This window comes from Pseudolabrys sp., assembly GCF_035943735.1.
Classification (GTDB): Bacteria; Pseudomonadota; Alphaproteobacteria; order Rhizobiales; family Xanthobacteraceae; genus Pseudolabrys.
In genome coordinates this window covers 14471-38461 of the sequence record NZ_DASZBV010000011.1, presented here as the reverse complement: position 1 = coordinate 38461, position 23991 = coordinate 14471, and the positions used below count along the sequence as shown (strand labels likewise).

Here is a 23991-nt window from a genome sequence, read left to right as displayed (position 1 = left end):
TCAAAAGAGAGAGAAAAGCAGATGAAAGCAGATCTCGTCGTCAAGAACGGTCAGGTCGTGACGCCGCAGCAGACGTTCAACGGGGGCGTCGCCATCTCCGGCGGCAGGATCGTCGCGGTCAACACCGACGACGCGCTGCCCGACGCGACCCGCGTCATCGACGTGAAGGGGCAGCATATCCTGCCCGGCCTCATCGATGCGCACGTGCATTTCCGCGATCCCGGCCTGACGCACAAGGAAGACTTCGCCACCGGCTCGGCCGCGGCGGTGTGCGGCGGCATCACCACCGTCGTCGACATGCCGAACGTCATTCCGCCGACGGAGAATGCGGAGCAGATCGGCGTCAAGAAGAAGATCGCCGAGTCGAAGTCGCTGTGCGACTTCGCCGTGCTCGGTGTCATCCATCAGACCAACGTCGCGGACATCCTGCCGATGGCGAAGGCGGGCGCGATCGGCTACAAGATTTTCTTCGGCGAGACAATCGGCAACCTGCCCTTCCCCGACGACGGGATGTGCATGGAGGTGTTCCCGGCGATCACGGAATCGAAGATTCCTCTGTGCACGCACGCCGAGAACCGCCAAATCCAGCATTATTACACCAACAAGATGAAGGCCGAAGGCAAGGGCAACCCCATCTACTGGGAAGACACGCGCCCGTGGATTTGCGAGGCCGAAGCGATCAACCACATCATCTTCCTCGCCGAGAACTTCGGCACCAAGCTGCACATCGTCCACTGCAGCACCAAGCAGGGCGCGATGATGGTCAAGGACGCCAAGGCGCGCGGTCTGCGCGTCACGGCCGAGACCGGCCCGCATTATCTGCTGCGCGAGCCGAAGGACATGGCCGAGGCGGGTCCGCTGCTGAAGATGAACCCGCCGGTGCGCACGAAGGATCACGGCGAGGTGCTATGGCGCGGCCTCAACGAGGGCTTCATCGACATGATCGCGACCGATCACTCGCCGCACACCCTCGAAGAGAAGGGCTGCGATATCAACGGCAAGATGCTAAAGCCGGCGATCTGGGACTGCATCTCCGGCTTCTGCGGCGTCGAGACCAGCGTGCCGCTGATGCTCACCCAGGTGAACGCCGGACGCATGACCATCAATCAGTACGTCAAGGTCGCCAGCGAGAACCCGGCGCGCGTCTGGCAGATGTATCCGAAGAAGGGCTCGCTCAACATCGGCGCCGACGGCGACCTCACCATCGTCGATATGAACAAGGAAGCCGTGATCGATCCGAGGAAGCTGCACTCCAAGAACGTGCCGACTCCGTGGGGCGGCTGGAAGGTCAAGGGCGTGCCGACCTGCTCCATCGTGCGCGGCAACGTGCAGATGCAGGACGGTGAACCGGTCGGCAAGGCGGTCGGCCGCATGCAGACGCCGGTCGTGTACTGGTGAGCCGCACCGGCGGCATGAGCCTTGCAAGCAGATCCTGGGGCTGTCGCGACATTAAACTGCCTGAAGTGCAATTGGATCAAAGCAACAATCGGAGGGTGCACACATGCTATCAAGACTAAAGATACTGACGTTCGTCGCCGCGATTTCGGCCGTGTTTGTTTCTGCGCCAGGCTTTGCCGCCGGCTTCCCGACCAAGCCGGTCAGGCTCATCCTGCCGTACAACCCCGGCGGCATCATCGACTACATCGGCCGCATCGTCGCCAAGCACATGGGCGATGCGCTGGGCGAGACGGTGGTGGCGGAAAACCGTCCCGGCGCCGGCGGCATCGTCGGCACCGACTACGTCGCGCGCTCCGTTCCTGACGGGTACACGCTGGTGCTGATGGACCCCGCCATCGTCATCAACCCGATCCTGCAAGAGCACATGCCTTACGATCTGTTCAAGCAGCTCGACGTCATCTCGGTGGTGAGCTCGTCGCCGGAGGTCTGCATCGTTGCGCCGCAGCTCGGCGTGAAGACCTTCCAGGAGCTGATCGCCTACGGCAAGGCCAATCCGGGCAAACTGAACTTCGCCTCGGCCGGCGTCGGCACCACGCCGCATCTCGCCGGCGAACTGTTCAAGGAGCGCACCGGCATCGATGCCACGCACGTGCCTTACAAGGGCATCGGCGCATCGTTCACCGACATGATGAGCAACAAGGTGCAGTTCGCCTTCAGCAGCATCGCAGGCGCCCTGCCCTTCACGTCGAGCGGCAAGCTGCTCGCTTTGGCCACGACCGGCGAGAAGCGGAGCCCGGTCTATCCCGACAAGCCGACCGTGCAGGAAGCCGGCGTCAAGGACTTCACCGTCGACCTGTGGCTGACGGTATTTGCCGCCAAGGGTATTCCCGCCGATGTGCGCGCCAAGCTGAACGAGGCGATCAACAAGGCTCTGAAGGATCCGGAGCTCGCCAAGGCCTTCGCCAAGGTCGGCGCCGAGCCGCACGGCACCACGCCGGAGGGCGGCGCCGCCTTCGTCAAGGCGGAGTTCGACAAGTGGAAGCACGTCATCGACACCGCGCACATCAAGCTGAACTGACCGCGGCGTCTCACATTCTCTGACTGACAAAGGTCAAGGCCTGATCGCGCAGCAACCTGCCGGTCAGGCCTTTGCTTTTGCCGTGGCGAGCATCGCGACGATGTCGCCGGGCATCACCGGGAACCGCGTGATGCGCACGTCGAATTCCGTAAGCGCATCCTCGATCGCCGAGGCGATCGCCGCCGCCATAGGCAGTACGCCGGATTCACCGACGCCCTTGACGCCGAGCGGATTGAGCGGCGTCGGACTCTCGCGGTGCCCGAGCTCGATCGCCGGCACCATGCCCGCCAGCATCAGCGTGTAGTCGGCGAGCGTGACCGTCAGCGGATCGCCTTCGTCGCTGTAGGCCATGTGCTCGTGCAGTGTATTGCCGATGCCGTGCACGATGCCGCCGACGATCTGCCCCTCGACCAGCATCGGGTTAATCTGCCGGCCCGCGTCGTGGACGAACATCACGCGCGTGACCTGTGTCCGCCCAGTCGCGGTGTCGATCTCGACCTCGACGCAGGCCGAGGCATTGCTGTAGGTCATCGGATCGATGACGACGCTTTCGGTCGCGTCCAGCCCGGGCGCCAATCCGCCGGGAAGCCGGAAGCCGGCCGAGCCGGCCATTGCCCTGGCCACGTCGGCGAGCGTCACCTTCAAGTCCGGCGCACCTTTGACGATGACGCGGTCGCCCTCGATCTCCAGATCGCCGGCGTCGGCCTCAAGGAGGTGCGAGGCCGCGTCGAGCACCTTCTTGCGTACCTTGACCGCCGCCACATGCGCCGACGAACCAGCCATCACGGTCTGCCGGCTGTTGAAGCCGCCGAACCCCACCGCGATGCGGCCGGAATCGCCGGTCGTGACCACGATCCGGTTCATGTCCCGGCCGAGTTGCTCGGCGACGACCTGGGCCAGCATGGTCTTGGTGCTCTGCCCCATCGCCGCCGCGCCCGTCGCCACGTGAACGATGCCCGACGATGAGATGCGCACGCTCACTTGTTCATAGGGTCCGCGCCCGGTGCCCTCGACGGAATTGGCCAACCCGATGCCGATGGTGCGGCCCTCGGCGCGCGCGCGTTTCTGACGTTCGCGAAAACCGGCCCAATCGATGCCGGCGAGCGCGTCGGCCTGGCAGCCCGGATAATCGCCGGAGTCGAGCACGACCGGAAAGCCGCCGCGCGTCACAAATTGCTTGGTGTAAGGCATGCGCTCGGCCGGGACGAGATTGCGGCGGCGGATCTCGGCGCGGTCGAGGCCGAGTTCGCGCGCGGCATGGTCGAGGAGACGCTCCATCACGAACACGCCCTGCGGCTGGCCTGCGCCGCGCACCGGGGTCACCGGCACCTTGTTGGTCAGCGCGACCTTCACATCCATGCGATAGGCCGGCACCTCGTAGGCGAGCGTCATGGCCGCCACCGCGCCCTGCGGCACGGTCAGCCCGCGCGCGGTGTAGGCGCCGTGATCGTGCAGCAGCGAACCGCGCACGCCGAGGATCTTGCCCTGCCCGTCGACGGCGATCTCCGCATCCCAATACTGATCGCGCTCCTGCGTCGTCGCGATGAAATGCTCGCGGCGGTCCTCGATCCATTTCACCGGCTTGCCGGTGGCGATCGCGGCGACGGCGACCGCCGCCTCTTCCGCATAGAAGACGAGCTTCGGGCCGAAGGCACCGCCGACATCCGGCGTGATGACCCGGATGCTGGCCTCGTCGCGGCCGAGAATCTCGGACAGCAGTCGCGCGGCGACGAGAGGCGTTTGGGTCGAACTCCAGAAGGTCAGGCCGGCGTCGATGGGGTCCACCGCGGCGATACAGCCGCGCGCCTCGATCGAGACGGAGCATCCGCGATGCGTGACGAAACTGTCGCGAAATACGTGCGGCGCGCGCGCGATAGCGGCGTCGACGTCGCCATAGGCGGTCGTGAAGGCGGCGATCAGATTATCCGCGGCGTCCGCATGTGCCACGGGAGCGCCGGCGCGCAGCGCGTCGCGGCAGTCCGCGGCGGCCGGCAGCGGTTCGAACTCAACGTCGAGCGCCGCGATGGCATCTTCGGCGAGATACGGCGTCTCGGCGATGGCGATGGCGATGGGCTCGCCGACATAGACGGTCTCCTCGCTCGCCAGGATCGGCCGGTCGCGGCGCTGGCGATAAGTCTTGTCGGGCAGCGCCACGATCAGGCGGTCGGTGGTGACGTATTTGCGGATGTCGGCGCAGGTGAGCACGGCGTGCACGCCCGACAGCGACATGGCGCGGCTCACATCGATCGACCGGATGCGCGCGTGCGCATGTGGGCTTCGCAAGAACGCGGCGTAAAGCATGCCATCGAGACGGATGTCACCGATGAAGCGCCCGCGCCCCGACAGCAGCGCGCGATCCTCCTGCCGCGGCACCGATGCGCCAAAGACCTTCGTTCTCACCGCCCTCACCGTGGGTTGGTCGCGCCGCGCCGCGAGGCTGCATCGCCTCGTACCATTTTTAGGACCATTTCTTTGCGCAGCGCAAGGTGACAGCATCGGAGTGCCGCGGCGCTGGTTTAATCTGCTGAATTATGTGGCTTTACCTGGGCCAGCCGGCATGCCAGTGTGACCGCACGGTGCGTCCCAATAACGGCACAAACGCTTCGTTTCCGACCGTGGTCCTCCGATGAAGCCTGCCAAATTCAGCTACCACGCTCCCGGCTCCGTCGACGACGCCGTCGCTCTCCTCGGACAACTCGCGTCCGAGGATGGACGCATCCTCGCCGGCGGACAAAGCCTGGTGCCGACCATGGCGTTTCGCGTCGCGCAGCCGGGGCATCTCATCGATATCAACGGCATCCCGTCGCTCGGCACCATCAGCGTGGCCAAGGATCGCGTTCGTATCGGCGCCTGCGTCCGGCACGCCGCTTTCGAAGGCAAGACCGCGATCCCCGGTCCCACCGGCGCTCTGCTGGGAAAGGTCGTGCGCAACATCGCGCATTATCCCATCCGCGTGCGCGGCACCTTCTGCGGCAGCCTGGCGCATGCCGACCCAAGTTCGGAATGGTGCTGCACCGTCGCCGCCCTCGACGGACAGATGATCGCGCGGAGCCCCCGCGGCGAGCGGGTGATCGACGCTACCAATTATTTCCAAGGCGTGATGAGCACCGCGCTCGAGGCAGATGAGATGCTGACCGCGGTCGAGTTGCCGCTCCTGCCTGCGGACACGCGCTGCGGCTTCCAGGAGTTCAGCCGCCGGCCCGGCGACTTCGCCATCGCGATGGTGCTCGCCACCTATCGCCTCGAGAACGGCCGGATCGCCGATCCGCGCATCGCCGTCGGCGGCGCCGAAGTGGCCCCGCGCCGGATCGCCGAAGCCGAGGCGGCGCTGGCCGGCCAGCCCGCCGAACCGGCGGCGTTCGCCCGCGCGGCACAAGCAGCCAGCGAGGCGATCGAGCCGATGGAGGACAACTTCAATACCGCCGCCTATCGCCGCGCGCTGGTGATGACACTCGCGCAGCGGGCATTGGAGAAGGCGCGATGAGCGACAAGATCGAAATCACGCTGACCGTCAACGGCGTCGATCACCGCGTGCGCGTCGAACCGCGCAAGACTTTGGTCGACGTCATCCGCGACGACTGCGGGCAGACCGGCACCCATATCGGCTGCGAACACGGCGTCTGCGGCGCCTGCACGATCCTGCTCGACGGCGAGCCGGTGCGGTCCTGCCTGATGTTCGCGGTACAGGCGCAGGGCCTACAAATCCGCACGGTCGAAGGCCTCCAGAACGGCGAGACGCTACACCCGATGCAGCAGGCGTTCATGAGCCACCACGCCTTGCAGTGCGGCTTCTGCACGCCGGGCTTCCTCATGCTGGCGGTCGGTGTGCTGGAAAAGCGGCCGGACATCGGCGACGAGGAATTGCTCGAGGTGCTGTCGTCGAACCTGTGCCGTTGCACCGGCTATCAGAACATCATCAAGGCCGTGCGGTCGGTCGCCGCGGACATGAGGGCGGCGCGTTGAGTCGAACGCGGACGCCTTGGGTTGGCCAATCCGTAAGGCGGCTCGAAGATCCGCCGTTGGTGACCGGCAACGGGCGCTTCGCCGGCGACATCGATTTCCCGCATCAACTGCATATGCGCATCGTCCGCTCGCCCCATGCGCACGGGCGCCTGCGCGCGATCGACGTTTCGCAGGCGCTGGCGATGGACGGCGTGCGCGCGGTGTGGACGGCAGCCGATATCGCCGATGTACCGCCCATCGACTTCCGCGAAGGCGCGATCGAGAAGCTCACTGCCTATCGCCAGCCGGTGCTGGCGACGGACACGGTGCGTTATGTCGGCGAACCGGTGGCCGCGGTTTTCGCCGATGATCCGTACATCGCCGAAGACGCCGCCGACAGCGTGATCATCACGGTCGATGAATTGCCGGCCGTGCTGGACGCTGCCTCCGCGCCGGCCGAGTTCGGCCCGAACCGCTCCAGCGAAGCGGCGGTTTGCCGACAGGGCTATGGCGAGGTCGATGCCGCCTTCGCCGGCGCCACAATCGTCGAGATCGATGTCGCGATCGGGCGGCATTCCGGCGTGCCGCTGGAAACGCGCGGCGCCATCGGCCGCTACGACGCGGCGCGCGACGTGCTCGAACTGCATGGTGCCGCCAAGGTGCCGCACCGCAATCGTGAGTCGCTGGCCAAGATGTTCGGTCGCAGCACGGCAACGCTGCATCTCTTCGAGGCGCATGTCGGCGGCGGCTTCGGCATCCGCGGCGAAATCTACCCCGAGGACGTGCTGGTCCTGCTCGCCGCGCTGCGGCTCAAGCGGCCGGTCAAATGGATCGAGGACCGCCGCGAACACCTGATGGCGGCCAACCAGTCACGGCAGCAGCGGCACCGCATCCGCGCGGCCGTCGGCGCCGACGGCACGCTGATCGCGCTCGACGACGACTTCTTTCACGATCAGGGCGCCTATCTGCGCACGCACGGCACGCGCGTCGTCGACACGACCTGCGGCATCCTGCCCGGGCCGTATCGCCTGCCGCATTTCCGCGTCGCCGGCCATGTGCGGCTGACCAACAAGACGCCGTGCGCGACCTACCGCGCGCCCGGCCGCTTCGAGACGAATTTTGCCCGCGAGCGGCTGATGGACGCCATCGCCGCCAAGCTCGGCCTGTCGCGGATCGAGGTGCGCCGGCGCAATCTCATTGCGGCGCGGGACATGCCGTTCAGCCGCGGGCTCGTCGCGCTCAACGACGACGTCGAATACGACACCGGCGACTACGCGCTGCTGCTCGACAAGGCGCTCAAGCATTTCGAATGGGATCGCCTCGAACGCGAGGCCGCCGTGCGCCGCGCCGCCGGCGAATTCATCGGCCTCGGGCTCGCCTGTTACGTCGAGAAGAGCGGACTCGGCCCGACCGATGGCGCGCGCGTGAATATCGATACCGGCGGCGGCATCGAGGTGATCACGGGCGGCGCGTCCGTCGGCCAGGGCCTCGAGACGGTGATCGCGCAGGTCTGTGCTGACGTGCTCGGCAGCGATTACCGCAAAGTGCGCGTGGTACATGGCCGCACCGATCGTATCGAATACGGCATCGGCGCGCACGCGACCCGCGCCACCGTCATGACCGCCAACGCCGCTGCCGTTGCTGCGCGCAAGACCCGCGACAAGGCGCTGGAGATGGCCGCGCATCTCATGCAGTCCCGCGCCGAAGACCTCGACATCGTCAACGGCACGATCATCCGCAAGGGTGAGGCGCAAGGCCCCGGCATTTCCCTCGGCGACATCGCCGCGCATTTGAAGCCGCTGTCGAAGACGCGCGGCGAGCGCGAGCCCGGACTGACCGCCGAAGGCTGGTTCACGGTCGGTCACATGACCTACCCTTACGGCGTGCAACTGGCGGTGGCGGCGATCGATGCCGGCACCGGCGCCGTCAAGATCGAGAAGATGCTGATCGCCTTCGACGTCGGCCGCGCCATCAATCCGATGCTGGTCGAAGGCCAACTGGTCGGCGGCTTCGCGCAAGGACTCGGCGGCAGCCTGCTCGAGGAATTCCGCTACGATCAGCGCGGCCAACCTTTGTCCGTCACGCTCGCCGATTATCTCTTGCCGACAGCGCTGGACGTGCCGCATGTCGATGTGCTGATCACCGAAGACGCGCCCACCAACCTCAATCCGCTCGGCATCAAGGGCGCGGGCGAAGGCGGCATCGCCGCCGTCGGCGCCGTCATTGCCTCGGCGATCGACGACGCGCTCGGCGCTCCCGGGACGGTGACGAAGCTTCCCGTCAGCCCCCAGGAGCTGAAGGCGATCATCGACGCACTGAGAGCGCCCACCACGCTTGCGAATCAGATGTAGCGCGCGACCGTTGCGCGGAAGGATTCGATGTGACGCCGCATGGCCGCTTCGGCCGCGTCGCTGTCGCGCTCGCGCACGGCGCGCAGGATGGCGCCGTGCTCGTCCTGCACGTCGTTATGATGGCCGACGTCGGTCAGCGAGATGAACCAGAAGCGCAGCGAGCGTTCGTGCAGGCGGCGCAGGATGTCGGCGAGGACATCGTTGCGCGTCGCACGCGCCAGCACCAGATGGAACTCGCGGTCGAGCAGCATCATCTGCTCGACATTGCGCACGGCGGACCATTGCTGCGCGCGGCCGAGGATATCGCCGAGGGCGCTGATCTCGCCGTCGTCCGCCCGCGCCGTGGCAAGCCGGATCGCAGCCGGCTCGATCATCAGGCGCGCCTCGATGATGTGCAGAACCTCGTCGAGGCTGACCGGCTTGACGATGACGCCCTTACGCGGAATCACCTCGACCATGCCGTCGAGCATCAAGCGATCGATCGCCTGGTGCACCGGCGTGCGACCGAGCCCAAGCACGGCCGAGACCTGCGCTTCGTTGATGTATTCGCCCGGCCGGAAGGCGCAGGTGATGATGCGGTGCTTGATCGTCTCGTAGGCGAGATCGCGCAGCGACTGCGGTGTCGTATGCCGCTCGGCGACGGTCATCGCCGCGCGCCCGCGTTGCATCGGCTTGCGCCTATGGTCGACGGTTGCGGACACAGGCTTTCTCATGCCGATCGCCAAGCGGGAGCCGGACGGTGAGCCCGGTCGGGCGGCACGACGACGCCCACGGGTGAGCCTTGTTCAGGCCGCCCATCGTGATGTTCTGAGTCCGACCACGTTGTCAAACAACGCTCCTCCGGGCGTGCCCTAGACGCGCCCTGCCGGCGCGACGATCGTCTCATACGGCACGTCGCCCGCGAGAATGCCCATTTTGCGTGCGAAGGCATTCATGCCGGCGACGAAGTCGCGTGAAATGCCAGCCGTGTAATAGGGCAGATCGCGGCGGATCAGTTCGGCAATAAGCTCGGCTTCCGCCGGCGGAAACAGCTTGCGGCCGATCTTGGTGGCGAGCGACACGTCCTGCTTCAGCGCGGCATGCGTCTTGTTCATTGCGCGCACGGTGGCGGCCCCGACATGCGGCGCCTTGTCAAGCACGCGATCCGAGGTGGCGATCGACGCCATCGTGTAGTTGAAGCAGGGCTTGGGTCCATCGCCGCGTCGCACGTCGAGCACCATGGTGCCAACGCCATTGCGTAGTGCGACCTCTGCGCCCATGCCGTTCGCCCAGAAGCCGTCGATCTTGCCCTCTTCCAGCGCCTTGGCGGCCGTGAGACCGAAATTGACGGTGGCGCCGACCGCGCCCGGTACCGGCGCGATCTGCACCTTGTCGCGCACAAGATCGATTCCAGCTTCCATGAGCAGCGCGCGCAGGCCCATCTCGACCCAAGGCGCCGCGCCGATGCGGCGGCCTTTGACCGCGTCGATATCGCCGCGCCTGGCACCGAGATCCTTGCGCATGATGAGGAACCAGTACATGCCCTGCGCCTGCGCGCAGAGCAGCTTCACGCCCTTCCAGTCCGGGAAGGCCGCGAGCGCCGAATGCGCCGAGCCCGCGACGAAGTCAATCGTGCCGTCACGCAAGGCCGCATAGGTCTTGTCGACTGGAAACAGCAGCTCGAGCTCGACGTCGAGCCCCTCCTCCTTGAAGAACCCGAGTTCGATCGCGGCAATTGCCGGGAAATACGAGTTCGAGATCATGTCCGGCACGGCGAGCTTCATCGTCTGTCGACCTTCCATCATTCTTTAATCGCGCGAGGCGATCTCAACCTGCCACGGCGCGACCCAGCGTTCGATACGCCCGACCAGCGCGTTGAGCAAGGTCGCCAGCACCATCAGCACGATGATCGGCACGAACATGCGCGCCGTGTCGAAGTTGTTCGCGGAGTTGATGATGATGCCGCCGAGGCCGGAAATCGCGGTGAAGAATTCGGCGATCACCATCGCCACCACGCCGCGACCGACCGACAATTTCACGCCCGCCATGATGTAGGGCAAGGTCGCCGGCAGCACGATGCGCCGCAGGATCACCGAATTCGGCGCAACAAAGGCGTGGCCGACCTCGATCAAGGTCTTGGGCACCACCTTCACGCCGAGCCACGTGTTGATGGCGATCGGGAAGATGCACATCAGGAAGATGACCGCTGCCTTCACAGCAAAACCGAGGCCGAGCCACAGCACCAGCAGCGGCACCAGCGCGACCAGCGGCATGGCATAGCCGCCGGTGACGAACAGGCCTACGGCAGCTTCGAAGATGCGGAATCGGCCGAGCAGCAGGCCGAGCGGAATGCCGATCCCCAACGAAACGACGAAGCCGACCAGGAACGGCTTGATGCTCTCGAGCAGAGCCGAACCGAGCTCGCCGCTGCGCGTCAAGTCCCAGGCGGCTTCCGCGATGGCGGTCGGATAGGAGCCGAACACCGGATTGACGTTGCGCCCGAAGTATTGCCACAGCAGCAAAACCAGCACGACCGCAGCGGTCGTGATGATCCAAGACGGCACGCCGCTCAGCCCGCCGAAGCGCCGGCTCCCGGCCGCGTCGGCGCGATTGACGGTCATGTCCTGGCTGGTGATATCGACCATATTCGTGTCCCTCTATGCCGCGCCGCTCACTGGACCGTCGCCGCGGGCCTGTGCAGCGCCTGCCAGATGCTGTAGCGCGCACTGGCGAATTCCGCCGTACCGCGCAACGCTCCGAGATCGCCGCGCGGACGCGGTAGTGGCACCTCGATAATCTCCTGCAGTTCACCGCCGCGCATGACGAAGACGCGGTCGGCGAGCAGCACCGCCTCGTCCAGATCGTGGGTGACGAAGATGATGGTCTTGCCGGTGCGCGCGTGCACGTCGAGCAATTCACCTTGCAGCGACTCGCGCGTCTGCGCATCGAGCGCGCCGAACGGCTCGTCCATGAGCAGCACCTTGGGATCGATGGCGAGCGCGCGGGCAATGCCGACGCGCTGCTTCATGCCGCCGGAGAGCTGGTGCGGCCTGCGGTCAGCAGCGCTCTTCAAACCGACGAGATCAAGATAGTGCATGGCGGTGTCGCGCAGCTTCTGCCCGCGCACGCCCTTCATCTCGAGGCCGAACATCACGTTCTGCAACGCCGTCAGCCACGGCAGCAGCTCGGCATGCTGGAATACCATGCCGCGGTCATAGCCGCAGCCATGCACTTCATGACCGTCGACCATGACTCGGCCGGCGCTCGCGTAGTCGAGCCCCATGGCGATACGCAAGGCCGTGGTCTTGCCGCAGCCGCTCGGCCCGATCAGGACGGCGATCTCGCCGTCGCGGATCGTGAAACCGACGTCCTGCAAGGCGCGCACGGTGTGCGTCTCCGCGCCAATGCGGATGTTGAACGACCGCGAGACGTCGACGAGGCTGACTTCACCCATACTTCACTCCATCGGGACCCCGCCCTGGCGGGGTCCCTACCCTGATCAGACGTTACTTTCCGAGAAGCTTGAGCGCCGCTTCGCGCGGCCCCGGCGCCACCAGCTTGTTGACGTCGACCGTGGTCTTGAGATTGCCGGTCTTCAACAGCAGATCCCGCATCCAGGCCAACTTATCCATCGGCAGCGGCATGGTGGGGTCGATCGCCGAAATGCGCTTGACCTCGTCGTAGATGTACGGCGCACGCGGATCGTCCGCCTTTGCGTGCGTAATCTTGTTCGTCAGCGCCACTTCTTTGTCCCGGTTGTCCAGCGCGTACTGCCAGGCCTGCATCTCGGCGGCGAGAAACTTGGCGAGATCGGCGCCGCGCTCGTTGATCGACTTGTCGCTGACCTGGACGCAGAAACGCAGATATTGCGGCAGGTCGTCGTGCGCGTTCACGAGAAGCTTGAGATTGTTCTTCTTGGCCAGCGGCAGGAAGCCGGTCGAGGCCGCGGCGGCATCGACAATGCCGGCCGCGACGGCCTTGAACCGATCGCTGTCGCTTCCCATGACGCTGAAATGCACTTCGTTGAGCGGCACGTGGCTTTTCTCGAGCGCAGCGCGGGCCAGCAGATCCGGCAACGCACCGGGTGCAGAGATCGCCAAGGTTTTACCCTTGAGGTCAGCCACGGTGTTGATGTCCGGCTTGCTGTAGATACCGTAAGTGAGGCCCGGCCAGTAGCAGCCGGCGATCTTCACGTTACCACCATGTGCAGCAGCGATGATCGGCGCGCCCGGGCTGCCCTCGTAGCTGTCGAGTTCACCGGCAAGCAGCGCACGCAGCGCGATCGCATCGCCCTTGAACTGGATCATCTTGATGTCGAGACCCTCTTTCTTTCCGAAGCCGCCTTCCGCCGCCATGAAGACGAAACCGGCGTCGCTCTTCGCCTCGACGACGCCATGGCGCCAGACTTTCAATTCTTCAGCATGACCATTGGTTGTGAACAGCACCGGAGCGACACAGACCGCAAGCAGCGCGGCCGACTGGAGCCAGCGAGCAATAGATGAACTGCGCATAAGGGCCTCCTCTGGTTACGTTTCGGCCGGCGGACGCACGAACTGCGCCGGCACGTTTTGTGGCTATGCGTCGCGATCCAACGGCGCGTTCATCGCGACATCCGAACGCCGTTGGCGTGCAATCTCCGTGCCAATAGAGAAATATTCGCTGCGCGTTGCAAGCTCGGCTTGTCGCGCAAGCTCGGCCGGCCAATAGCCGAGATCGTAGCCGTGCCACGGCGATTCCGCCTTCAGCGGCGGCAGCCCGAGGCGATTCCATATCTCGCGCGCATTCTCCATGAACTCGCGCTTCGGCAAAGCCACCGGCGCGGTGCGGCTCTTGAGCAGCGCGTTGATCAGGACCGAGGCGCTCTCGCCGTTGTCGCGCGGCCCACGCGGACCGTGGCCTGCATCCTTGTGCGGAACGACTTGCATGTCGTGTTGCGGCTGGCAGCGGTAGGACATCGCCCAGAACAGGGCGTCGGCATTGTCCGGATCGATATCCTCGTCGACCGCAATCACCCACTTGCCGGCGAAGCGATGCAACGTCGAGGCCCCGGCGAGCGCGCGCCAGACTTCCGTCTCGGGAACGCCGCGTTCGAACTGGATGGCGATGACCGCATAAAGATTGGTCAGCGGCTCGTGCATCGAGACGCGTTTGACGCCCTTGATCGACAGCGCCGTGCGCAGGTGATTCAGGAATACCGGCTCCATGGCGACGCGGCGGATGACGCTCGATTCGCTCGGCGCCACCTGGCTGATGAACGAGGTGAGCACCGGATGACGCCGCCGCGTGATCGCGGTCACGTCCATGAAGGCGTTGTATTCCTGCAGGTTGACGTAGCCGTGCGACTCGCCAAACGGCGCTTCCGGCTCGAGCTCACGCGTATCGATGAAGCCTTCGATGACGATCTCGGATTCCGCCGGCACGAGCAGGTCGACCGTCTTGCAGCGCACGACATTGATCGGGCTGCCGGCGAGACCGCCGGCAACAGCGAGCTCGTCGAGCTGCTCCGGCATCTTCTGCACGGAGGCGTAGGAGACCGCCGGCGGACAGCCGACCACGACCGCGCACGGCATCGGCTCGCCGCGCGCCTTATATTTCAGCCAATGCGTATAGATGCCGGCGCGCAGTTCGACCGAGGGATTCATGCCGAGCCGCCGCGGCGCCTTCAGCTGCCCGCGATAATTGCCGACATTCTGGATGCCGGTCTCGGGATCCCTGGTGATGTAATGGCCGGCGGAAAGGTAGGGCGCATTGTCCCAGCCAGGCGTGGAGATCGGCACCGGCAAGCCGTCGAGTGCAGCGCCGTCGCGATTCAAGTCGTCGCCGAGCGTCACGATGTCGTGGCACGGTGCATTCGTCACTTCGCGCGGCGGCAGCGGCGAGGCGATCGCCTTCACCCAGGTGCCGGCGATGTCATCGAGCGGGCGGCCGAAGCCGATGCGATAGACATCGCGATTGGCGGCGAGGCCGGCGACCAGCACCGAGCAATCGTATTTCCGGCCTTTCGAGTCGGTGGGATGCGTGAAGAGAAACGCCTTGCGCTCCGCCTCCGGAATGCCGCCGCGGTACTGCCACCGCACCAGCGGATGCATTTCGGTGTCCTTGTTGATCGGCTCGTCGACGACCACCAGCAGGCCGGCGCGCGCCAGCGCCAGAACGTGCTGATGCAGATCCGGATAGTCGCGCGGATTGGCCGGCGGAGCGTCGAGATAACGCGCAAGCGAGGGAGGAAGCGAACTGGCGTCGCTCATCCCTCGCCTCCCAGCGTCTGCACGAGCCACGCCGCAATGCCGATGGCCGCAGCGTCGCTGCCGGCGAAGCCGGTGTGCTGCAGGCCGAGCGGCAGGTTCTGCTCGCGCAGCAGCGGCAGCGAGATCGCGGGCACGCCGAGCATCGAGCCCGGCACCGCGAAAACGGCATTGCCGGTCGATTCCAGTCCGACCGGCGCGGCTCCCGGCGCGGTCAGGGTCAGCCCGCCGTCGCAGATGCCGGCGAGTTTCGCATAGACGGCGCGGGCGCGCGCCCGCTCCGTCAGGGCGGCGCGATAGTCATCGGGACGCATCGTCGCAGTACGCGCCATGCGGTCGAGCATCACCCGGCTGAGCTTGCTGGCGTCGCGCTCGTGGAAGGAATTCAGCGGCCATCGCCATTCCCAATCGTTGATGCGCACCGACACTGACACGGCCTCGGCGATCGCCTGTTCCGCCGCCTCGACCTCGGGATGGCTGCCGCGGGTGACGATTTTGACGCCGGCCGCCTTCAAGCGCTCGACCGCTTTTTCAAGCGCGGCCTTAGCTTCGGCGGACGCGATGCGCCAGCCGGCAGTTTCGAGCAAAGCGAGCGTGCGCGGCTTGACCGGCGCGGGCGGCTGCATCGGCCCTTCGAGGCCGGGCAAGCCCGGATCGCCGCCGACGCGCGCCGCGATCTCGATCGCCACCTGCCAGGCGTCCTGCACGGTCGCGGCGAGCACGCCGGTGCAACTCTGGCTGAGATAATCGAGGCTGCCGCCGCGGTTGATGGCGCCGACCGTCGGCTTGTAGCCCACGCAACCGCAAAAGCCCGCGGGGCGAACGATCGAGCCGATCACCTGCGTGCCGAGGCCGGCGCTGATCACGCCGGCGCCGACCGCCGCGGCCGAGCCGCTGCTGGAGCCGCCCGGGGTACGCTTGACGTCGTGCGGATTGCGTGTGCCGCGCGGATGCGATGCCGCGAATTCCGTCGTCACCGTCTTGCCGACGATGACCGCGCCAGCTTCGCGCAGGGCCGTCACCGAGGCCGCGTCCCAGCCCGAACGCCAGCCGGCGAACAGCGGCGAGCCCATCTCGGTGGGCATGTCCTCGGTCTGGATGATGTCCTTGACGCCGACCGGCATGCCGTCGATCCCCGACAGTGGCTTGCCGCCTTGCCAGCGCGCCGTCGCGGCGTCGGCCGCCGCACGCGCCGCGGCGAAGTTGGTGTGCACGAAGGCGCCGATCTGCGGCTCCCACGCCGCATGGGCTTCGAGGCAGCGCTCCAGGAAGGCGCGCGGCGTATCGTCGCCCGCAGCGAAACTCGCGCTGCTGCTCAGGAATGGCCTCACCGATGGTGTCCGTCCCGAGCCGGTCATGTCAGACCTCTTCCAGTGTCATTGCCGCGACGCGCTGCTGGCTGGCGATCATCGACGTGCGCAGCAGAAACTGCCGCGCGCGTACCGGGTCGGCCGCCATCTCGCGCAACTCGCCGAGATTGCGGCGGCGTGTTTCCTCGTCGCTTGCTTCCAGACGCTTCTTGTTGGCGATCGATTGCTCCTGCACGAACTCGGTCGCCACCACGCGCCGCTGCCGGCTGTAGAGATCGAGCAGCGCCTCCGGCGCGGCATCGAGCAGCACCTTCGACAGCTTCTCCGCCAGATTGGCGGCGTCCTGGATGCCGCCGTTGAGGCCCATACCGCCGATCGGGTTGTTGATGTGCGCGGAGTCGCCGGCGAGCAGCACCCTTCCCTTGCGGAACATCTCGGCCACGCGCTGGTGCGTGACGTAGAGATTGCGATGGACGATCTCGTAGGGCCGTGACGAGGGAAAGAATTTCTGCATGCGCGCCTGCACGGCGGCGTCGCTCATCAGTTCCTCTTCGGAGAGGTCCGGGCTCGCCGGATAGACGGTGCGCCACAGCCCGGGCGGGCCGTCGGCCGATACCTTGAAGCAATTGCACCACTCGTCTGGGTCGGCGAAATAGCTGCGGAAGCTGTAGCCGCTCGAAGCCTGGAAATCGAACGGCGTGGTGAGCACGATGAACCGCTCCGGCCAGGTGAAGCCGTCGAACGGAATGTCGGCCTGCTTGCGCACGACGCTGCGGCCGCCGTCGGCACCGATCACATAGGCGCCGGCGTGCGACTGCTGGCCATTCGGCCCCTGCACATCCAAAGTGACGCGGTTTGCGCCATGGCTGACGCCGGTCACCTCGTGGCCGAACAGGATGTCGACGTTCGGCAGCTTTTGCGCCCGCTCCAGCAGCAGCTTCGCCGTCTTGAACTGCTCGCACTGGACGACGAAGGGATGCGCGGTGTCGTTCTTCAGGATGGCGTGATCGAATTCGGCCATCTTCTGCCCGCTCGGCCGATCCCAGAACTGGAAGATCGGTGCGACCAGACCGACGCGCGCCATGTCGTCGGCAAGGCCGTCGTCCGCCAGCAGATCGAGCGTGGCCGGGTGCGTCGTCGCGGCGCGCGGGTCGGCTTGCGGCGCGTCGTTGAGATCGAACAGCCGCACCGGGATTCCCTGGCGGCCCAGGAGCCACGCACACAGCAGACCCACCGGGCCGCCACCAACAATCAGCACACGTCGATCTTCGTCAGCCATTTCCAACCTTCTTCGCCACCCCGCAACCGGCGACCGTTATTTCTTCTTGCTCTCGTCGTAATAATGAATCTCGTAGAGCATGCAGCCCTGCTCCGACTTGAATGGGCCGTGATAGGCGCCCGGCGGGCGGCAGGCATAGGTCGGCGCCGTAAAAGACTCGCCGCCCTTGCCCTGCGCGTCGTTGCCGACGATGAGATCGCCCTGCAGCAGGAACACTTCTTCCCAATGGTCGTGCACGAAGGGCGCTGTGGTGTAGACGCCGGGGTCGAAACGCAGCAGTCGCGTGCGGCTGCCCATCTTGCCGGTCTCGTCGAGATCGCTGGCGAGAATCTTCTGCTTGATGCCGGACGGATAGCCCGGCGGCGTCGCCCAACCGGCATTCATATCGAGTTGATGGAATTCGAGGTGCGGCTTGTTCATCGGCATTGCGGAGTTCCTCTTGCTGCGCGGCAGCGTCCCGGCGGCCGCAAGTTCAATTCTTCAGCCTAGAACAGGCAGGCTGATGACCCGATAGCCATGGCTGATCTTCCGCCCGAGGACGGGGTCTTCGAGCTCGAATTCAAAATTCGGCGTGGCGCGGACGCCGCCACGCGCAGCCAGTGTGCCGCAGAACATCAGCGCACCGTCCGTCATCTTATCTGCGCCGTAGCGCGCGAGCAGGTCCTGCGGCGGCAGCATGGCCGCAACCGTGCCGTCCTGATAGGTGCTGCGCTTGCCGCCCTCGGTCACGTAGGAGCGGAGCATCAGCCGGTCCCAATGCGGCGCCACCTCGTCGTAGGCCCAGAACTGCGCTGCCATCGGCTTGTCGCACATCTGCTTCGACACCGTGACCCCGTAGGTCTCCACCTGCCGGTCCGTATGATCGGAGCCAGCGCCGACCCAGAGCCGGCCATCGTGCCTGAGCAGCAGGTATTCGACTTCGCCGCCGGACGCGTCGCCGGTAGCTTCGATGACGCCCTGCGTGGTGAGCCGCGCTACCGAAGCCCGATAGAAGATCGGCGTCGAGGCCGGGCGCTTCACACCGAGCTCCTCTAACTCCTTGATATGCTTTTCGACAGCGACCGGATCGCGTCCGGTCCAGCCGGCGACCACCAGTTGCTTGATCGTCACGGCCGTGCGCTGCGCGCGCGTTCCGGTCTGCAGGTCGAAATCGAAGGTCAGCGCGACGGCGGGCGCGGTTTCGGCGGTAACGGACACATCTCTCTCCAGTGCCGGAAAATTGCACGACGAGCTGGTCGGCGGCTGTGATATTTCACTGTTACAGATCAGGCGTCAACGCTATTTTCTAGGCATTGTGCATTGAGTTCTGCCTGAAATATCACTAGTGCATCGATGGCGGCACCCGCTACCCTCGTCTCGCCACGCGTTTCTTGCCTTGAGCCGCTCTATGGAGATCTCCGCAGTGCCAACCCTCGCCGATCTTGCCCGCAGCTTCGACCAGGGTTCGCGCAGCCGCGACATCATCGAACAGTGTCTCGCGCGCATCGCTGCGCCGGAGGGAGAAGGCAGGCGCACCTTCCTGAAGGTGCACGCGGAGCAGGCCCGCGCCGCCGCCGATTTCCACGACACGATGCGTCGCAACGGCGCCGCCGCCTCGCCGTTCGCCGGCATTCCGGTGTCGATCAAGGACCTGTTCGATATCGCCGGCGATACGACGACCGCGGGATCGATGGCGCTGCGCGACGCGCCGCCGGCGAAGCGCGACGCACCGGCATTAAGCCGGTTGCGCGCCGCCGGCTTCATCCCGATCGGCCGCACCAACATGACCGAGTTCGCCTTCTCCGGCTTGGGCATCAATCCGCATCACGGGACGCCGGCAAACCTCTACGACCGCAAGAATGCGCGCATCCCCGGCGGCTCGTCGTCCGGCGCCGCGGTATCAGTCACCGACGGCATGGCCGCCGCTGCGCTCGGCACCGACACGGGCGGCTCCTGCCGCATCCCGGCGGCGCTGTGCGGCCTCGTCGGCTTCAAGCCGACGGCCAAGCGCGTTCCCCTCGATGGCGCGGTGCCGCTCTCGACGTCACTGGACTCGATCGGCCCGATCGCTGCGAGCGTCGCCTGCTGCGCCGTGCTCGATGCCGTTCTGGCCGGAGAGGAGCCGCGGCCGCTCCGTGAATTCCCGTTGACCGGCCTGCGTCTCGCCGTGCCGCAGACGCTGGTCTTCGACGGCATCGACGCCGATGTCGCCCGCGCCTTCGCCGCCGCGCGAACCAGGCTGAGCGAAGCTGGCGCGCAGATCGCCGATCTTCCGCTGCGGGAATTGTCGGAACTGGGCCGGATCAACAGCAAAGGCGGGTTCGGCGCGGCCGAAGCGTATACCTTCCATCGGCCGCTCATCGAGAGCAAGGCGGCGCTCTACGATCCGCGCGTGCTGAGCCGCATCCTGCGCGGGCGCGAGCAGGACGCCGCCGATTACATCGATCTTGTGCGCGCGCGCGCCGACTTCATCCGCCGCGTCGGCGCCATCGTCGCGCCATTCGATGCGCTGCTGCTGCCGACAGTGCCGATCATCGCCCCGCGCATCGCCGACCTGGACGATGAAATCGCCTATCGCGACATCAACCTTCTGCTGTTGCGCAATCCGACGATCGCCAACTTCCTCGATGCCTGTGCGATCTCGCTGCCCTGCCACCGGCCCGGCGAAGCGCCGGTCGGCCTGATGTTGATCGGCCATCACGGCGGCGACGGCCGCCTGTTCGACATCGCCGCCGCCGCTGAGCATCTGCTCCGCGCGAAGTCGAACTGACCAACCCGGCCTGCGGCCGGCCCGGCCACCTGACGTCGCCATTTGCCGGCTCATCACGCCCCAAGCTTGAGCGGCACTTTCAGGTAGCGCACGCCGTTCGCTTCCGCCGGCGGGAAATGCCCGGCCCGCATGTTCACCTGGATTGACGGCAGGAGCAGCAGCGGCGTCGACAAGGTCTTGTCGCGCGCGTTGCGTTTGGCGACGAATTCGTCCTCACCGATGCCTTCGTGGACATGCACATTGCGCGTCTTTTCCTCGGCGACCGTCGTTTCCCATGCATACTGGTCACGGCCCGGCGCCTTGTAATCATGGCACATGAAGAGCCGCGTCTTTCCCGGCAGTCCCAGGATGCGTCGGATCGAGCGATACAGCTGGTGCGCATCGCCACCCGGGAAGTCGGCACGCGCGGTGCCGTAATCGGGCATGAACATGGTGTCGCCGACGAAAACCGCGTCGCCGATACGATAGGACACGCAGGCTGGCGTATGGCCGGGCGTGTACATCACCTCGGCGTCGATGGTCCCGACGCTGAAGTGCTCGCCGTCCTTGAACAAATGATCGAACTCGGAGCCTTCGCCCGACACGTCGGAAGCATTGAACACCGGCCGGAAGATCTGCTGGACATCGCGGATATGCTCGCCGATGCAGACCGGCGCGCCGGTCTTCTGCTTGATGTAGGGCGCCGCCGAGAGATGGTCGGCGTGTACGTGCGTCTCCAGCACGCGGCCGATCTTCAGTCCGAGCCTGGCAGCTTCGGCAAGCAGGGCGTCGGCGGCCTTCACATTGGCTTCGCCGCTCTTGTGATCGAAATCGAGTACGGGGTCGACCACGGCCGCAGCCTTGGTGGCCGGGTCCCAGACCAGATAGCTCACAGTGTTCGTCGGCTCGTCAAAAAAGGCCTTGATCTCGGGTTTCGCGGTTGCGGCCATGGCGCACTCCTTCGGGCTGGCTGATCCATCCGTTTCGGACTTGACGTATATATTAGCTACTACTACATTAGCAATGCTTAATTGACGGAGCAACCGCATGGCCTCACGCGCACAGGTTAGCAAACTGGCGGCAACGGGAATGGCCGAACTGGAAAGCAAGGCGGCCGAGGCCGCCGCGCTGCTCAAGCTGTTGGCCAACGAGAACCGCCTGCTGATCCTGTGCCGGCTGGCGCTCAAGGGCGAGATGGCCGTCGGCGATCTCGCCACCGCGGTTGGCTTGAGCCAATCGGCACTATCCCAGCACCTCGCCCGGATGCGCGAGGAAGGGCTCGTGACCACCCGCCGCGAGGCCCAGACCATCTTCTATCGCATCGCCAATGAGAACGCGCAGCGGCTCCTGATCCTCCTGAAAGACATCTACTGCCGCTGACAGCGGCAAGCACATCCAAAACGAGAGAAACCATGACCGACCTGAAGACCATCTCCCCCGCCCGCGCCGCAGAACTGATGCGGCAAGGCGCGGTGCTGATCGACATTCGCGAGGCGGACGAATATGCGCGCGAACGCATTCCCGGCGCGCGTCACCACGCGCTGAGCCGCATCGACACGGACGCGCCAGTGCACGACGGCGACGGGGTGCTCGTCTTTCATTGTCGCTCCGGTGCGCGCACTCGCGGCAATGCCGCTCGCCTCGCCCATGTGACCTCGGCGTGTGAAGCCTACATCCTTGATGGCGGCCTCGAAGCATGGAAGAAAGCCGGGCTGCCGGTCGCGCTCGACCGCAGCCAGCCGATCGACATCATGCGGCAGGTGCAGATCGGCGCCGGCTCGCTGGTGCTGATCGGCGTCATTCTCGGGGCTCTGGTCGCGCCGGGCTTCTACGCGATCCCGGCCTTCGTCGGCTCCGGCCTGCTCTTTGCCGGTACGACCGGCTTCTGCGGGATGGCACGTTTGCTCGCCTTAATGCCCTGGAACCGCCGGACCCACGCCACCGCGACATGAACGTCCTGCACAACCTGCTCGCGATCGGCTCCGGCGGCATTGTCGGCTTCACGCTGGGCCTGGTCGGCGGCGGCGGCTCGATCATGGCCGTACCCCTGCTGGTCTACGTCGTCGGCGTCGCCTCGCCGCATGTGGCGATCGGCACCAGCGCAGTGGCCGTCGCAGTGAGCGCAGCGGCAAATCTCGTTGGCCACGCGCGCGCGCGCACCGTCAAATGGAGCTGCGCGGTCGTCTTCGCGCTCGCCGGCATCGCCGGCGCTGCCGGCGGTGCGCATCTCGGCAAGCTCATCGACGGAAGCCGCCTGCTGACATTGTTCGGCGCGCTGATGATCGTCATCGGCCTTCTGATGCTGCGGCCGCGCAAATCCGGCAGCAATCCGGACGTGCGGCTCGACCGCGACAGCCTGCATCTGCTCCCGCACCTGATCGGCATCGGCTTTCTGGTCGGCGCGCTCTCCGGCTTCTTCGGCATCGGCGGCGGCTTTCTCATCGTACCGGGTCTGATCGCCGCGACCGGCATGCCGCTGATCAATGCCATCGGCTCATCGCTGTTCGCGGTCGCCGCTTTCGGCATGACCACGGCCGTCAGCTACTCTTTCTCCGGATTGGTCGACTGGCCGCTCGCCGGCCTGTTCATCCTCGGCGGTGCGCTCGGCGGCATCGCCGGCATCCAGCTTGCGCACCGACTGTCGTCGCACAAGCACGCGCTGACGCGTATCTTCTCGGGCATCGTGACCGCCGTCGGCGTCTACGTCGTCGTGCGCGGACTCATGCACTGAGTACCGCTCCGCCGCGCGCGACATCCGCGTGCGATTGCCACGTTTTCGCCCTCACCTGATCGCGCTTAAATCGGATTTCGTGGTCAGCTTTCCGCTGGACCTATCGTCGCAGGGAACAAAGCGGTCTCGTTGCCGTTTGGCCGTGCATTGCGACGCTGCGAGCCTGACCGCCGTCCTGCAAGTTTGAGGGGTACCATCCTGTCCAACGTTTATTCCGCGCAATTCTTCGACGACCAGCGCGGCGGCTCGCTTCGCTCGGCGGCGATCATTCTCCCCTATCTCGTGCAAATCTTCGAGCCGACGTCGCTGCTCGATGTCGGATGCGGTCAGGGTACGTGGCTCAAAAGCGCGATGTCGCTCGGCCTGCACGATTGCTTCGGCGTCGACGGCGCCTGGGCACGGCCGGTCCTCTCGGTTCCGCAGGAGGTGTTCGGCGCCTGCGATCTGTCCGCGCCCTTCGACATCGGCCGCACCTTCGATCTGGCGATCTCGATGGAAGTCGGCGAGCACCTCGCCGCCGAATGCGCCGATACGTTCGTCGGCAACATCACCCGCCACGCCGATGCCGTGGTGTTCTCGGCCGCCGCACCGTTTCAGGGCGGCGTGCACCACGTCAACGAGCAATGGCCGTCCTATTGGGCGGAGAAATTCGCCCAGCGCGGTTACCGTTGCTTCGATTTCCTGCGCTGGCGCATCTGGAACGACCGCCGCATCGCCGTCTGGTACCGGCAGAACCTGCTCATCTTCGCCAACCGCGGCAATCCCGACCTGATCCGGCGGCTCGAAGCCTATGAGGTCGAACCGCCTCCAGCAGCGGCCGCTGTCATTCATCCGGAGATATGGCATGCGGTCATGAATTCGAAAAGCCTGCGCCTGCAACGGCTTGTCAGTCCCGCCTTGCAATCCGTCCGGGCGCTGCTGCGCAAGCGCGTGTAACCGTCGTAAAGCCA

At 65.9% G+C, this 23991-nt stretch carries 22 protein-coding genes; 10 read left to right on the top strand and 12 right to left on the bottom strand.

The features are described 5' to 3' along the window. The first annotated feature begins 21 nt into the window (after positions 1–21). Both VGV41_RS06595 and VGV41_RS06590 read left to right on the top strand, forming a co-directional pair. On the top strand, positions 22–1398 hold the full coding sequence (locus VGV41_RS06595; RefSeq protein ID WP_326862954.1) for a dihydroorotase family protein: 1377 nt from the start codon (positions 22–24) through the stop codon (positions 1396–1398). Positions 1399–1501: 103 nt separating this feature from the next. Further along, positions 1502–2476 carry a tripartite tricarboxylate transporter substrate binding protein gene (locus VGV41_RS06590; protein ID WP_326862953.1) on the top strand — a complete coding sequence of 325 codons (975 nt, stop codon included), beginning with the start codon at positions 1502–1504 and terminating at the stop codon, positions 2474–2476. A gap of 63 nt (positions 2477–2539) precedes the next feature. Here VGV41_RS06590 and VGV41_RS06585 read toward each other — a convergent pair whose 3' ends face one another. Then, positions 2540–4876 (bottom strand): xanthine dehydrogenase family protein molybdopterin-binding subunit, encoded by a 2337-nt coding sequence (locus tag VGV41_RS06585; RefSeq protein ID WP_326862952.1) that lies wholly within the window; start codon positions 4874–4876, stop codon positions 2540–2542. 226 nt (positions 4877–5102) lie between these two features. On the opposite strand from VGV41_RS06585, the gene VGV41_RS06580 reads away from it, so the two are divergent. From VGV41_RS06580 to VGV41_RS06570, 3 genes are read left to right on the top strand one after another with little or no spacing between them, the layout of a single operon-like run. Next, a complete protein-coding gene (locus VGV41_RS06580) occupies positions 5103–5960 on the top strand; it encodes an FAD binding domain-containing protein (protein ID WP_326862951.1) in 858 nt (285 codons plus the stop codon). Beyond that, on the top strand, positions 5957–6439 hold the full coding sequence (locus VGV41_RS06575) for a (2Fe-2S)-binding protein (RefSeq protein WP_326862949.1): 483 nt from the start codon (positions 5957–5959) through the stop codon (positions 6437–6439). Before VGV41_RS06580 ends, VGV41_RS06575 begins: the two co-directional genes overlap by 4 nt. A 59-nt stretch (positions 6440–6498) precedes the next feature. Beyond that, complete coding sequence (locus VGV41_RS06570; protein ID WP_326862948.1) at positions 6499–8769, top strand: xanthine dehydrogenase family protein molybdopterin-binding subunit; 2271 nt, start codon at positions 6499–6501, stop codon at positions 8767–8769. Here VGV41_RS06570 and VGV41_RS06565 read toward each other — a convergent pair. From VGV41_RS06565 to VGV41_RS06520, 10 genes are all read right to left on the bottom strand, one after another. Then, positions 8760–9437, bottom strand: a complete 678-nt coding sequence (locus VGV41_RS06565; RefSeq protein WP_326862947.1) for a GntR family transcriptional regulator — start codon at positions 9435–9437, stop codon at positions 8760–8762. The two genes, VGV41_RS06570 and VGV41_RS06565, sit on opposite strands and share 10 nt — an antisense overlap. A gap of 183 nt (positions 9438–9620) precedes the next feature. Further along, complete coding sequence (locus tag VGV41_RS06560) at positions 9621–10553, bottom strand: ABC transporter substrate-binding protein (protein ID WP_326862945.1); 933 nt, start codon at positions 10551–10553, stop codon at positions 9621–9623. Between the two features lie 3 nt (positions 10554–10556). Beyond that, positions 10557–11393, bottom strand: a complete 837-nt coding sequence (locus VGV41_RS06555) for an ABC transporter permease (protein WP_326862944.1) — start codon at positions 11391–11393, stop codon at positions 10557–10559. A 26-nt stretch (positions 11394–11419) separates the two neighbouring features. Continuing rightward, a complete protein-coding gene (locus VGV41_RS06550) occupies positions 11420–12202 on the bottom strand; it encodes an ABC transporter ATP-binding protein (protein ID WP_326862943.1) in 783 nt (260 codons plus the stop codon). 52 nt (positions 12203–12254) lie between these two features. Next, a complete protein-coding gene (locus VGV41_RS06545) occupies positions 12255–13259 on the bottom strand; it encodes an ABC transporter substrate-binding protein (protein ID WP_326862942.1) in 1005 nt (334 codons plus the stop codon). A gap of 63 nt (positions 13260–13322) precedes the next feature. Continuing rightward, on the bottom strand, positions 13323–14996 hold the full coding sequence (locus tag VGV41_RS06540; protein ID WP_326862941.1) for a UbiD family decarboxylase: 1674 nt from the start codon (positions 14994–14996) through the stop codon (positions 13323–13325). Beyond that, the gene (locus VGV41_RS06535) at positions 14993–16351 is read right to left on the bottom strand and encodes an amidase (RefSeq protein ID WP_326862940.1); all 1359 of its coding nucleotides are present in this window, start codon (positions 16349–16351) and stop codon (positions 14993–14995) included. The genes VGV41_RS06540 and VGV41_RS06535 overlap by 4 nt, the downstream gene beginning before the upstream one ends. A 1-nt stretch (position 16352) precedes the next feature. Beyond that, the gene (locus VGV41_RS06530) at positions 16353–17582 is read right to left on the bottom strand and encodes an FAD-dependent oxidoreductase (RefSeq protein ID WP_326862939.1); all 1230 of its coding nucleotides are present in this window, start codon (positions 17580–17582) and stop codon (positions 16353–16355) included. A 36-nt stretch (positions 17583–17618) separates the two neighbouring features. Then, complete coding sequence (locus tag VGV41_RS06525; protein ID WP_326862938.1) at positions 17619–18008, bottom strand: cupin domain-containing protein; 390 nt, start codon at positions 18006–18008, stop codon at positions 17619–17621. Between the two features lie 54 nt (positions 18009–18062). Next, the gene (locus VGV41_RS06520) at positions 18063–18779 is read right to left on the bottom strand and encodes a DUF2848 domain-containing protein (protein WP_414705067.1); all 717 of its coding nucleotides are present in this window, start codon (positions 18777–18779) and stop codon (positions 18063–18065) included. Between the two features lie 196 nt (positions 18780–18975). Here VGV41_RS06520 and VGV41_RS06515 point away from each other — a divergent pair, with 196 nt between their 5' ends. Next, positions 18976–20331, top strand: coding sequence for an amidase (locus VGV41_RS06515; RefSeq protein ID WP_326862996.1), 1356 nt, complete (start codon positions 18976–18978; stop codon positions 20329–20331). Positions 20332–20384: 53 nt separating this feature from the next. On the opposite strand, the gene VGV41_RS06510 is transcribed toward VGV41_RS06515, so the two are convergent. Beyond that, positions 20385–21260 (bottom strand): MBL fold metallo-hydrolase, encoded by an 876-nt coding sequence (locus VGV41_RS06510; protein ID WP_326862936.1) that lies wholly within the window; start codon positions 21258–21260, stop codon positions 20385–20387. 97 nt (positions 21261–21357) lie between these two features. Here VGV41_RS06510 and VGV41_RS06505 point away from each other — a divergent pair, with 97 nt between their 5' ends. The 4 genes from VGV41_RS06505 (at position 21358) to VGV41_RS06490 (ending at position 23977) form a co-directional block, all read left to right on the top strand. After that, positions 21358–21690 (top strand): metalloregulator ArsR/SmtB family transcription factor, encoded by a 333-nt coding sequence (locus VGV41_RS06505; RefSeq protein WP_326862934.1) that lies wholly within the window; start codon positions 21358–21360, stop codon positions 21688–21690. 32 nt (positions 21691–21722) lie between these two features. Then, on the top strand, positions 21723–22262 hold the full coding sequence (locus tag VGV41_RS06500; RefSeq protein WP_326862933.1) for a rhodanese family protein: 540 nt from the start codon (positions 21723–21725) through the stop codon (positions 22260–22262). Beyond that, the gene (locus VGV41_RS06495) at positions 22259–23041 is read left to right on the top strand and encodes a sulfite exporter TauE/SafE family protein (RefSeq protein WP_326862932.1); all 783 of its coding nucleotides are present in this window, start codon (positions 22259–22261) and stop codon (positions 23039–23041) included. The genes VGV41_RS06500 and VGV41_RS06495 overlap by 4 nt, the downstream gene beginning before the upstream one ends. Before the next feature lie 183 nt (positions 23042–23224). Further along, a complete protein-coding gene (locus VGV41_RS06490; RefSeq protein WP_326862931.1) occupies positions 23225–23977 on the top strand; it encodes a methyltransferase domain-containing protein in 753 nt (250 codons plus the stop codon). Positions 23978–23991: the final 14 nt, after the last annotated feature.